Here is a 12,514-nt window from a genome sequence, read left to right as displayed (position 1 = left end):
GTGTAAAATTACCAATCTCCTGTAGCTCCACCTCCACCGAAGCCTCCGCCTCCGAAACCTCCGCCAAAGCCACCACTATCAAATCCGCCTCCTGAAGAACCAAAACCTCCACCGAAGCCTCCGCCTCTTCCAGCATTACTTAAAATAATTGTTTCTAAAATACCTCTAGAATCTCTATTTCTGTAATTTCTGCCTCGACCGTTTCCTCTACCTCCTCGACTTCCTCTAGAAATAATGAATATAAAAATGATGACAAAAAATATGAAAATGAATACACCGGGATCACTACCTTTTTTTGAACGACGTTTACGAGTTCCTTTGTACTCGCCTTTCATCACTTTAAAAATAGCTTCTACACCTTGATCTAAACCAATATAATATTGCCCTCTTTTAAAATAAGGAAGAATATCTCGCTCTATAATTTGTCGGGAAGTAAAATCGGTAAGTAAATGTTCTGTTCCGTAACCTGTTCGAATAGTAATTTTTCGGTCGTTTTTAGCTAGTAAGACAAAAATCCCATTGTCTTTATCTTTCTGACCAATTCCCCATTCGTGGGCCCAATTGGTTGCTAAATAACCTATTTCTTCACCTTTTGCGCTATCAATAATAGCAACTACTATTTGTGTTGAAGTTGTATCTGAATAACGAATTAATTTATTTTCTAAAGCCGTTTTTTGATTTTTAGAAAGTAAACTAATATAATCGTAAACACTTGTTTCTTTCTTTGGTTTTTTAGGAATATCAAATTGAGCAAAACTCAACTGAAATGCTGCAAGAAAGAAAATTATGGTGAAAAAACTCTTTTTCATTTTAACCTTTAGATACTTCATTTGGTAATTCATCGACATCATCTTCATCCCAAGGAAAATGCGCTTTTAATTCTTCTCCAGCAGTAAGAATTCCTTCTACAAGACCTTGTTTAAAATTACCGTTCTTAAAATGTTGTTGGATACTATTTTTTGTGCTCTCCCAAAAGTTATCTGGCACTACGGCATCTATACCTTTATCGCCATAAATTACAAATTTATGGTCTTCAACTGCTACATAAATTAATACTGCATTGGCAGCTTTAGTAGCATTCATATTAAGCTCTTGAAATACTTCTAGTGCTCGATCGTAATGAACAAGTGTTGTACTTGCTTCAATATGTACTCGAATTTCACCAGAAGTATTGAGCTCTGCCTGTCGAATTGCTTCAACGATTTCCTGTTCTTCTGCTTGTAATAGAAAATCTTCTACTTGCGACATTTATTTTTTATTTTCCGAAATCGAAATTAACATCTGGTGCTTTTTCTGAACCTGGGTCTGATTTGTAACGTGTCATTTCATCAAATCCTAAACTACCAGCAAGTAATGAACCAGGAAACTTTTTGATATGCTTATTATAAACATTTACATTTTCGTTATATCGCTTTCTTGCTACTTCAATTCTATTTTCTGTCCCTTCGATCTGACTCTGTAATTCTAAGAAATTACGATTTGCTTTTAATTCTGGATAACGTTCTACAGAAACTAATAATTTAGATAATGCTCCAGATAAACCAGATTGAGCTTGTTGAAACTGAGCCATAGTTTCAGGTGTTAAATCCCCTGCATTAATATTTACAGAAGTAGCTTTTGCTCTCGCACTAATAACATCTGTTAAGGTACTCTTTTCAAAATCTGCAGCACCTTGTACAGTTTTTACTAAATTACCTATCAAATCATTTCTTCTTTGATATGAACTTTCAACATTAGACCATTTTGTTTTTGCATCTTCTTGATATTCAACAGCAGTATTATTAAAACTTACAATTGAACTATAAAAGTAAAATCCTATTGCTCCAACTACCAATAAAGGTATTAACCATTTTTTCATAATCTCTATTTTTTGTTATTCTATTTGATTTTTGATTTTTATTAGCTCTGCTTTTACAGCTTCCAATCTATTTATGATTTCCTGATTTTGAACAATTTTAGCTGGGTTTTGCTTTAGTTTTTGCTTTGCTCCATCTAAAGTAAAACCACGTTCTTTCACTAAATTATAAATCAGTTTGAAATTTTCGATATCTTCAGGAGTGAATAAACGATTTCCTTTCGCATTCTTTTTTGGTTTAATAATATCAAACTCCCCCTCCCAAAAACGTATTAAAGAAGTATTTACTTCAAAAGCTTTGGCTACTTCCCCGATTTTATAATATCTTTTTTTGGGTAAATCGATATACATATTATTCTAATTCTATCTTTCCTGCTTCTCCAAACTTAATCTTATTTTCTGGAAAATCTTGTAAAGTCAACTTTTTTATTTCGTTAAATGCACGCTCTTGTGTATCTAAAAATGGATATCTAATTTTTGTTTGAATTGCTGAATGAATTTTTCCTTCAATAAAATCTCCATTCTCTTTTAATTTTAATTCAAAAATTGGAGAATACGCTTTTGACCCGCTCATACTAAAACGCTTGTAAGTAGCAAAATTCCCCATACTGTATGCTATAAATTTACCTTTGTAAACTTCAATAGCTCTTGGTACATGTGGACCATGACCTAAAACGATTCCTGCTCCAGCATCGATCATTTTATGTGCAAATGAATACACATTCCCTCTATTTTCTCCATAGAAATATTCTGTTTTTCTAGGTACATTTTTATGTTTGGTTCCTTCAGCTCCTCCGTGGAAAGAAACAATAACGATATCAACTTTTTTAGCTAAGTTCTTTACCATTTGAGTTCCTTTAGTTACAAAGTTTAACTTCAAACAATCTTTGTTCGGAGCAAAAGCAATTAATCCATATTTAATACCATCTTTTTCAAAAACAGTAGTCGGTTTAGATAAAATCCCTGCACTTGCAATTCCGGCATTATCTAAAGTTTTTAATGTGTTTTTAATTCCTATTCCACCAAAATCTCCGATATGATTATTTGCAATACTTACAACATCAAAACCAGCCTTTTCAAAATGCTTTCCGAAAGATTCTGGACTTTTAAAAGAGTAACATTTCGATGGATCTTTACATCGTTTCGCATTTCTACCTGTATCTGTTAAAGTTCCTTCTAAATTCCCAAATAATACATCTGCATTTTTAAAAACACTTTGTACATCTTTAAAAGGATAGGTTCCTTTTGGTGGTAAATACGATGCATTTGGAAAAGTTGTTCCTAACATCATATCTCCGACAGCCATAAATGTAATTTCCTTCGCTTTTACTTGAATTGAATCTGCTTGCTGTGCGTATGAGATTCCAGATAACGTTACAATACTAGCAGATACTAATATCTTTCTAATTGCTTTTTTCATAATTTTGGGGTCACTTTTTTAATCAAACGATTGGCCTTCGTCTTCTGAAGCCTTTTGCATCGCTAAGAATTCTTCTGGAGTTAAATCTCCATAATAATAGTAAATCGGGTTTACAGCTCTACCATTTCGATGAACTTCATAATGTAAATGTGCAGATACAGATCTTCCTGTGTTTCCTACGTAACCTATAATATCTCCACGTTTCACAACTTGACCTTTCTTAACTCCGATTTTACTCATGTGTGCATAAATAGTTTTATAACCATAACCATGCTCGATATAAACTACTTTACCAAAAGTTGCACTTCTGTTTGCTCTAGAAACTGTTCCATTTCCTGAAGCATAAATTGGTGTTCCTTTAGGTGCTGTAAAATCCATTCCTTTATGCATTTTACGAATTTTTAAAATCGGATGCATTCGCATTCCATAACCCGAAGCCATTCTTGTTAAATCTTCAGCTTTTAAAGGTTGAATTGCAGGTATCGAAGCTAACATTTTCTCTTTAGCTTTTGCTAAATCTACAATTTCATCTAATGATTTCGATTGTACCACTATTTGTTTAGACAATACATCTAAACGTTTGGTCACATCAATAATCATTTCACTATTATTAAAACCTTCTAGATTCTTATAACGATTTACCCCACCAAAACCTGCTTTTCGTTGTTCATCAGGAATTGGGTTTGCTTCAAAATATGATCTGTAGATATAGTTGTCTCGTTCTTGTAAATCTCCTAAAACTTCTGTAACCTCTTCAATACGCTTTCCTAATAATTCGATATGAAGTTTAGAATTTTCTAATTCTCTTTTTTGCGCTTTTTGTTTTGGCGATTCAATAAACTGACTTAAAACCATAAACCCAAGAAACATGGTAAGTCCAACCCCCAATAGTATAATGATACTATTTTTGAACTTATCCCGCTTTCGTAACTCAATTTGCTGGTACGATAGCGTTTCTGGATCGTAATAATATTTTACTTTTGCCATATGACCAAATGTAGTACTTTTGTGTCCTTTGAAAGGAACTTATTTAGTTGATTAGACATGCAAAGTTATGAAATGTTTCAAAACTCAACGATTTCCTTTCTTTTATTAGAATTTTTTTAACGAAATAACCCATGAAATCTCAAGAAATTAGAAGCAAGTTTTTAGAATTTTTTAAATCTAAACAACACGAAATTGTGCCTTCTGCCCCAATGGTATTAAAAAATGACCCAACCCTTATGTTTACTAACTCTGGGATGGCCCCATTTAAGGAATTTTTCTTGGGAAATAATACGCCTAAAAATCTACGTATTTCTGATTCTCAAAAATGTCTTCGTGTTTCTGGAAAACACAACGATTTAGAAGAAGTAGGTTACGATACGTATCATCACACCATGTTTGAAATGTTAGGTAACTGGAGTTTTGGTGATTACTTTAAAAAAGAAGCAATCGCTTGGGCTTGGGAATTGTTAACTGAAGTTTACAAGATTCCTAAAGACATTTTATATGTTACCGTATTTGAAGGTGATGAAGGTGATGGAACAAAAATGGATCAAGAAGCTTACGATTTATGGAAACAATACATTTCTGAGGATCGTATCTTAATGGGAAATAAAAAAGATAACTTCTGGGAAATGGGAGATCAAGGACCATGCGGACCTTGTTCTGAAATTCATGTTGATATTCGTTCTGCTGGAGAAAAAGCTAAAGTAGACGGAAAATCTTTAGTTAATGAAGATCATCCTGAAGTTGTTGAAATATGGAATTTAGTTTTCATGCAGTACAATAGAAAAGCAGATAAGTCTTTAGAAGAATTGCCTGCTAAACATATTGATACAGGTATGGGATTTGAGCGTTTGTGTATGGTTTTACAAAACGTTCAATCGAACTACGATACAGATGTATTTACTCCGTTAATTAGAGAAATTGAAACTATTACTGGTGTAAAATATGGAAATGATGAGAAAATAGATGTAGCTATTCGTGTAATTGCAGATCACGTAAGAGCTGTTTCTTTTGCTATTGCAGACGGACAATTACCAAGTAATAATGGAGCTGGTTATGTAATTCGTAGAATTTTAAGACGTGCTATTCGTTACGGATTTACATTCTTAAATCAGAAAGAAGCTTTTATTTATAAATTATCAGAAACCCTAGCACATCAAATGGGTGAAGCTTTTCCTGAAATTAAAAAGCAATCTGCTTTAGTTCATAATGTAATTAAAGAAGAAGAACAGTCTTTCTTACGCACTTTAGATCAAGGTTTATTATTATTAGATAAAGTGATTGAATCTGCGAAAGACAAAACTGTTTCAGGTAAAAAAGCTTTTGAATTATATGACACCTATGGTTTCCCATTAGATTTAACTCAATTAATCGCACGTGAAAAAGGGTACGAGATTAATGAGGAAGAATTTAAGCAAAGTATGCAAGAACAAAAAGACCGTTCTCGTGCTGCTTCTGCAAGTGAAACTGGTGATTGGGTTACTTTAGTAGAAGATGATGTTGAAGAATTTGTTGGTTACGATACGTTAAGCGTAGATGTAAAATTAACTCGCTACAGAAAAGTAACTACCAAAAAAGATGGTGATCAATATCAATTAGTATTTAATATGACTCCTTTTTATCCTGAAGGAGGAGGACAAGTGGGTGATAAAGGTTTCTTAGAAGATGTTCATGGTGACGTGATTCATATTTTAGATACTAAAAAAGAGAATAATGTAATTATTCATTACACGAAAAACTTACCAAAACACTTGAATGAATCGTTTAAAGCTGTGGTAAATGAAGAGTATAGAAGATTATCTGCTAGTAATCATACAGCAACGCATTTATTACACCAAGCTTTACGAACAATTTTAGGAACTCACGTTGAACAAAAAGGATCTTTAGTTAGTCCTAAACATTTACGTTTCGATTTTTCTCATTTTTCTAAAGTTGATAATGATCAACTAAGAGAAATTGAAGAATTTGTAAATGCACGTATTCGTGAAAATCTTCCGTTAGAAGAAAAACGTAATATTCCAATGCAACAAGCAATCGACGAAGGAGCAATTGCTTTATTTGGAGAAAAATATGGCGATAGTGTAAGAGCGATTAAATTTGGTCAGTCGATGGAATTATGTGGAGGAACACATGTTCAGCAAACTGGTGATGTTTGGTATTTCAAAATTAAATCTGAAGGTGCTGTAGCTGCTGGTATTCGTCGTATTGAAGCAATTACAAATATGGCTGTTGGAGAATATTTCGAAGACGTTGAAGATAAATTTAATGCTGTAAAAGATGTGTTGAAAAATCCTAAAGATTTAACTAAAGCTGTTACTTCTTTACAGAATGAAAATGCTGCTTTAAAGAAGCAAATAGAACAGTTATTAAAAGATAAAGCTAAGAACATGAAAGGTGATTTAAAAAATCAAATCACTGAAGTTAATGGTGTGAACTTCTTAGCAACAAAAGTAGATTTAGATCCTACTAGTATCAGAAATCTACTATTCGAGTTAGGTGGTGAAATTGATAATTTATTTGTCTTATTTGCTACTGCTCCTACAAAAGAAAAAGCAATGTTAACTTGCTACATTTCTAAAGATTTAGCTAACGAAAAAGGTTACGATGCTGGTAAAGTAGTTAGAGAATTAGGAAAATTAATCCACGGAGGTGGTGGTGGACAAAATTTCTTTGCTACGGCTGGAGGTAAAAATCCTGGTGGAATTCCAAAAGCATTAGAGCGCGCTAAAGATTACATCGTATAACACAAAATATTAACATCAATCTGAATTCGTTTAAGATTCTGAGATGAGTTTAGAATGACACTTTTAAAAAATCTAAAATCATAATATGATTTTAGATTTTTTTATTTTTACAACATGAAAGAGAAACTATTGCATTATTGGAGACATATAATAAGTCCTGTTTTCTTCTATGTAATCATTAAGATTATAGAACATTTCTATGGAGATGAAATTGCTTTTTATTATGAAAAAATACCGAAACCATACATAACAGCGGCTTTAATTCTATTATTAATATTTGTTACCTATAGATCTTTCATCCCAAAGAAAAAAGATCCAGATTCAGTATTTATACCTAGTGAGAATGACTATGCACATAAAGACGCTAGCTTAGGCTTTTCTATATTCTTAGTAACTGGATTTTTAGCTTATGCTTATATTGTTAATGTTTATCAAATTAACTATATGATAGTTTTCATAATGATCTTTGTATCATTTATAAGTGGTATTTTTCTTAGAAAAACAGCATCATTCCAAATTAAAAAAGGATTAATAACCTTCAAAAATGGGAAAGAGGAACGAACTTTTAATGTTTCAGAAATTACTAATTTAGAAGTATTCCCGAATCAGATTATTCTTTTTAAAGAAGATTCACAGGAATTAATTTCTTTTCTTGAATTAGAAAAAGAAGATTTCCAAAACATCAAAACATACTTTAATAAAAGAGTACCAGAAATTTCAATTAATTTAGCACAACCAGTAACTCAGTAAGTGAAATAGTATGGATTTACAAACCAAATTACCTTTAAAACAACAATCACATAACTTAATTGATTACAACTCTAAATTATTATTGTTAGGTTCTTGTTTTTCAGAAAACATTGGAAATAAACTCAGCTATTTTAAGTTTCAAGTCAATCAAAATCCGTTTGGAATTTTATTCCATCCAAAAGCTATTGAAACATTAATCACCAATGCGATTAATGAGAAAACATATACTGAAACTGATATTTTCGAATTAAATGAACGTTGGCATTGTTTTGATGTACATTCTAACCTGAGTGACGTTGATAAAGAACAGATACTTCAAAACATAAATTCTGCGATTCAAATTACCTCTAAAGAATTGTTAGGTGCAAGTCATATTATAATCACTTTAGGAACAGCTTGGGTGTATCGTTTTATTTCTTCGGATACAATTGTTGCAAATTGTCATAAAGTGCCTCAAAAGCAATTTTTAAAAGAATTATTACCTGTTGATGAGATAACGGCTAGTTTGGAGAATATTTGTGCTTTAATTAAAAGTGTAAATCCTAGAGCTTCTATAATTTTTACTGTTTCTCCTATTCGTCATTTAAAAGATGGTTTTATAGAAAATCAGAGAAGTAAATCGCATTTATTTGCAGGAATTCATGAAGTTGTTGAACCAAGAAGACAACACTATTATTTTCCTTCTTATGAAATTCTAATGGATGAATTACGTGATTATCGTTTTTATAAAGCTGATATGATTCACCCAAATGAGACTGCCATAAATTACATTTGGAAAAAGTTTTCTGAAACTTGGTTTAGTGAAAACACACTACAAACATTGACTAAAGTTGAGGAAATTCAGAAAGGATTAGCACACAAACCTTTTAATCCAAATTCTGAAGCACATCAAAAGTTCTTAAATAAACTTACACAAAAAAAGGAAACACTAATTCAAGCATTTCCTTTTATGAAGTTTTAATTTCTTAAAGTGTAAAATTCCAACCTAGAATTAGGCTGAAAGAATTTGTCTTAGTATACTCACTATCAGCTTCAATATTTACTACTCCTAAATGGTTCCTTAATTCTACTGTTAGATTATTACTGTCGTTAATCGAAAAAGTTTTACCAACACCTATAGAAAATCCAAAATCATAATTCGCAAAAAAATAAGATAGATCTTCACTCAATTCTCTTCCATTGGTACTTTCTCTAGCTCTTAAAAAATAACCTAAAAAAACACCTCCATTAATAAAAAATGGATTTTTATCACTAAACTCATATTTTAATAATACAGGTAAAGTTATAAACTCATATACATCTTCAATTTTACCCGCAGGAAACACATCATTACCAATTACTACACCTGGAAAAGAAACACTAGCTACTTTGCGATCATAATTTAACTCGGTTCTAATGCTCAATCTTTTTTTTAAACGATAATTCGCACTTAAACCTAAAAAGTAGCCAAACTCATAATCATGCTCAATAACACTTTCATTTTCAAACCTTAAATTAGAGTAATTTGGACCAGCTTGAATTCCAAGGCTAAACCTTTTCTGTGAAAAAACTGACAAAATTGAAAAACACAACAATACTGTTGTTAGCAATTTAATTAATTTCATAATATTTTTTCAGTAAAGATAAAAACTAAAATATTCTCTCTCTACAAGTTATTTTATTTTTTAGCATCTAATTCTGTAATTAACATCACTCCTTCTTCTGGACTAGTATTCCCTTCTCCTTTTGACCAACTTTTACAAAACTCTTCTCTTGAATATCTGATTTTACCAACTGCAGGATCGGCTACCCAAGTACTATCTTTAGTCATTTTATATACAACTACGTAATGATTATTATCCCAGTGTGCAATGGACGGATTATCGTATTCTAATATTTTATCATAAGTAACTCGGATTCCTAAATTTTTGATTCCAATGCTATCACAAGCTTCACTTAATCCTAAAAGTGTTGTTCCTTCTACTGGATCGAATGACGATAATTTCTTTAAACTGTCCAACTCAATATTTAAGTCATAATATTTACAAAGCATTGCTAAGCAAATCGGACCGCAATCTTTTGCATTTTCTTGAAGTATAATAGGGAATTCTTTAGCGAGAATTGGAGGGCTTGTTCTATTTACCTTACACCCAATAATTACTAACCACAACAACGCAATTGTTGATATTAATTTAATTTTCATAGCTTATTTTTAAAAAAAGCAAAGAGATGTGCTTTTGCACATCTCTTTACTACTTTGATATTTTTTATCTTATAAGTATTGATCTACGTCTCCCCAAGGACCACCGTTAATAACGTCTAATCCTTGACCTTGTAAAAATTCTGTAGCTCTTCCACTTCTTGCTCCACTTCTACATACTGCAATTACAGGCTTATTCCAAGATTTAATCTCTTCTACATGTTCTGGAATAGTATCTAATACAATGTGTTTAGCTCCTTCACTATGCCCGTCATTCCATTCCGCTAAAGTTCTTACATCTAAAACTACTGCTCCTTTTTCTAAATATTCTTGAATTTCGTTTGCCATATTTTTTCTTCTAAATAAATTAAATATATTCATTTTATATTACTTGTTCATTAGCCGCTAGAGAAAGTCCGTCCTCTATTAAACTTGTAAGTTCTTCGTTAGTTTTTAAAGTATTTAAGTATTCTTTTATCGCATGTTTAACTTCATAATTATGCTCTACTGAAACTTCATACAACTCTAAAGTTAACAACCAATCTTCGTTAAACCTTTCTTCAACAGTATTAAAAATAGCCAATACTCTATCTTCTGTAACTGTATTTTCTTCTCTCATTTGTCGTACTTCAGTATATAAGTCATACAACGCTCTATCTGATGAAGAATAGTTTATTTTATGTGTTTTGGTTTCTGATACTTTTCCGATATCTTCAAAAGAGCTCACATCTGCTGGACCTGCATATGCTGAAACAATTTCTACACCAACAGCCATATCGTAAATTCCCCAATCTGGATGGAATAATACCGTATCGAAATGTGTTACTGTACAATTCTTAAACGAAATTAATAAAATTCTTCCGCGTAAATCTCTAGTTCCTGTAATTACTTCTCCTTCTACTTTTACACCACCTTCAAATTCTAAACTTACTGTTTTACCTTCATAAATACCGTAAGCCTCTAAGTCTCTCGGACTCATATTTTCAATAGGAATATTAATTCCTCTTAATTTTCCTACTGGACTACCAAAACCTTCTGCATGATAATTTGTTCCGTGACCAATTAATTCTTTATCTCTATTCGACAACGCTGTTCCACCAGTAGTTTGAATATAAATCGGTTTATTAGTTTCATCAGTAATTACATTAGAAAACACTCCTGAAACTTGAATTCCTGTAGATAATTCAATCGTACCTAAATTTTTAGAATCGATTAACTTATTAATTCCACTTAAACCTCCTTTACGAATTCCCATGGTATTTGCGTATTGTTCTAAAACTAGACTCAAATGTGCAAAATCTGGAGTTACGAATAATTGTGGTTGTGGTTTTGTAATATCAAAAGATACGTTAGAAGCTTCTAAAGTGTATGGTATTTTCTTAACAGCATCTTGCATACACCATTTACTTTCACCAATAGAAGAAAGTAATCCGGCTCCATAAATTTTTGGATCTTCAACAGTACCTATTAATCCATACTCAACAGTCCACCAATGTAAATTTCTAATCTGAGCCATTTCAGATAATGCACCCATATTATTTTGCAACCATTCTACTTTTTCTTGCGCTTCTTGAATCTCTTTGGTTGTTGAATTTGGATTTTCTTTTAAGATTGACAGCAAACGAATAGCTTCATACATTTCATAATCTCTAGAAGATGAAATTGCTTTAGCTCCTATTTCTCCAAATCTTCTTAAATATTCAGCATATTCTGGGTTTGCTATAATTGGTGCATGACCTGCTGCTTCATGAATAATATCTGGCGCAGGAGTATATTTGATATGATCTATAGTTCGCATATCTGAAGCTATAACTAATACGTTATATGCTTGAAATTCCATAAAAGCATTTGGTGGAATAAAACCATCTACAGAAACGGCTGCCCAACCAATTTCTTTTAAAATTCTGTTCATTCCTTCCATTCTAGGAATTGTATCAACGGAAATTCCTGTTTTTTCTAAACCTTCAATGTAAGATTCATGAGCAACTTTACTCAAATAATCTACATTCATACGCATTACATATCGCCATACAGCTTGGTTTTGAGCTGTATATTCATCATAAGGTTGTTTAACTACAAATTTGTGTAAGTGTTTAGGTAATTTTCTCGTTACTTCATTTAACTCAAAGTGAGTTTTCATACGTTAAAATCTTAGTGTTGTTTGTAACCATAAAAATACTCATTTCGAAATTAATAGCCTTATAATTTTCGATTTTTGTATATTTACAATCAACACAGAAAACGAGAAGAAAGTGAATTAAATTCCATTTAATTACTTGAGTTATCTATATCAACTTTTGCTTGATTATAGAAAATCTAGTTAACCAAAACAAAAACCCTTTCATAAAAAAAATGCAAACCACTAGTTTAAATACAGGTCAAAGGATTGCTATTAACCCTCCACAAATACCAATCAAAGCAAATATTGCTTATCGACAAAAATCACGAAAAAAAAGTGATCAATTTAGTATAAAACCAATACCAGATGCTGGTTATTATTCACATTATTTAATTAAGCCTATAGAAGATAGTTAAACTAAAACTAATTAAAATCCGGCTTACTGATTACAACACAT

Annotated in this window: 14 protein-coding genes; 4 read left to right on the top strand and 10 right to left on the bottom strand. The window is 31.7% G+C overall.

What is annotated here, in order from left to right; all coding sequences use genetic code 11:
* Positions 1–8 precede the first annotated feature (8 nt).
* Genes Q1A15_RS10105 through Q1A15_RS10080 form a run of 6 tightly spaced genes read right to left on the bottom strand, consistent with a single transcriptional unit; the run spans position 9 to position 4,262 of the window.
* On the bottom strand, positions 9–809 hold the full coding sequence (locus Q1A15_RS10105) for a TPM domain-containing protein (RefSeq protein ID WP_299622799.1): 801 nt from the start codon (positions 807–809) through the stop codon (positions 9–11).
* A gap of 1 nt (position 810) precedes the next feature.
* A complete protein-coding gene (locus Q1A15_RS10100; RefSeq protein ID WP_299622795.1) occupies positions 811–1,248 on the bottom strand; it encodes a TPM domain-containing protein in 438 nt (145 codons plus the stop codon).
* Positions 1,249–1,255: 7 nt separating this feature from the next.
* Positions 1,256–1,858 carry a LemA family protein gene (locus tag Q1A15_RS10095; RefSeq protein ID WP_299622792.1) on the bottom strand — a complete coding sequence of 201 codons (603 nt, stop codon included), beginning with the start codon at positions 1,856–1,858 and terminating at the stop codon, positions 1,256–1,258.
* A gap of 15 nt (positions 1,859–1,873) precedes the next feature.
* Entirely contained in the window at positions 1,874–2,206 is a 333-nt protein-coding gene (locus Q1A15_RS10090) for a MerR family transcriptional regulator (protein WP_299622789.1), read from the bottom strand.
* A 1-nt stretch (position 2,207) separates the two neighbouring features.
* Positions 2,208–3,275, bottom strand: coding sequence for a CapA family protein (locus Q1A15_RS10085; RefSeq protein WP_299622785.1), 1,068 nt, complete (start codon positions 3,273–3,275; stop codon positions 2,208–2,210).
* Between the two features lie 18 nt (positions 3,276–3,293).
* Positions 3,294–4,262: a M23 family metallopeptidase gene (locus tag Q1A15_RS10080; protein WP_299622783.1), complete on the bottom strand. Its 969-nt coding sequence runs from the start codon at positions 4,260–4,262 to the stop codon at positions 3,294–3,296.
* A 131-nt stretch (positions 4,263–4,393) separates the two neighbouring features.
* On the opposite strand from Q1A15_RS10080, the gene alaS reads away from it, so the two are divergent.
* From alaS to Q1A15_RS10065, 3 genes are all read left to right on the top strand, one after another.
* Positions 4,394–7,009 carry an alanine--tRNA ligase gene (alaS, locus tag Q1A15_RS10075; RefSeq protein WP_299622780.1) on the top strand — a complete coding sequence of 872 codons (2,616 nt, stop codon included), beginning with the start codon at positions 4,394–4,396 and terminating at the stop codon, positions 7,007–7,009.
* A 114-nt stretch (positions 7,010–7,123) separates the two neighbouring features.
* The gene (locus tag Q1A15_RS10070) at positions 7,124–7,759 is read left to right on the top strand and encodes a hypothetical protein (protein WP_299622776.1); all 636 of its coding nucleotides are present in this window, start codon (positions 7,124–7,126) and stop codon (positions 7,757–7,759) included.
* A 10-nt stretch (positions 7,760–7,769) separates the two neighbouring features.
* Positions 7,770–8,720 carry a GSCFA domain-containing protein gene (locus Q1A15_RS10065; RefSeq protein ID WP_299622773.1) on the top strand — a complete coding sequence of 317 codons (951 nt, stop codon included), beginning with the start codon at positions 7,770–7,772 and terminating at the stop codon, positions 8,718–8,720.
* A 4-nt stretch (positions 8,721–8,724) separates the two neighbouring features.
* Here the strand turns inward: Q1A15_RS10065 and Q1A15_RS10060 are convergent, their stop codons facing one another.
* From Q1A15_RS10060 to Q1A15_RS10045, 4 genes are all read right to left on the bottom strand, one after another.
* On the bottom strand, positions 8,725–9,363 hold the full coding sequence (locus Q1A15_RS10060) for a porin family protein (protein ID WP_299622769.1): 639 nt from the start codon (positions 9,361–9,363) through the stop codon (positions 8,725–8,727).
* Positions 9,364–9,416: 53 nt separating this feature from the next.
* On the bottom strand, positions 9,417–9,941 hold the full coding sequence (locus Q1A15_RS10055; protein WP_299622766.1) for a cysteine peptidase family C39 domain-containing protein: 525 nt from the start codon (positions 9,939–9,941) through the stop codon (positions 9,417–9,419).
* 69 nt (positions 9,942–10,010) lie between these two features.
* Positions 10,011–10,286, bottom strand: coding sequence for a rhodanese-like domain-containing protein (locus Q1A15_RS10050; protein WP_299622764.1), 276 nt, complete (start codon positions 10,284–10,286; stop codon positions 10,011–10,013).
* Positions 10,287–10,320: 34 nt separating this feature from the next.
* Entirely contained in the window at positions 10,321–12,078 is a 1,758-nt protein-coding gene (locus tag Q1A15_RS10045; protein ID WP_299622761.1) for an aromatic amino acid hydroxylase, read from the bottom strand.
* A 212-nt stretch (positions 12,079–12,290) separates the two neighbouring features.
* Between Q1A15_RS10045 and Q1A15_RS10040 the strand changes: the two genes are divergently transcribed.
* Positions 12,291–12,473 (top strand): hypothetical protein, encoded by a 183-nt coding sequence (locus Q1A15_RS10040; protein WP_299622758.1) that lies wholly within the window; start codon positions 12,291–12,293, stop codon positions 12,471–12,473.
* The last annotated feature ends 41 nt before the right edge of the window (positions 12,474–12,514 follow it).

The sequence above is a fragment of the uncultured Tenacibaculum sp. genome (assembly GCF_947495995.1).
Classification (GTDB): domain Bacteria; phylum Bacteroidota; class Bacteroidia; order Flavobacteriales; family Flavobacteriaceae; genus Polaribacter.
This window is presented reverse-complemented; position numbering and strand designations above follow the sequence as displayed.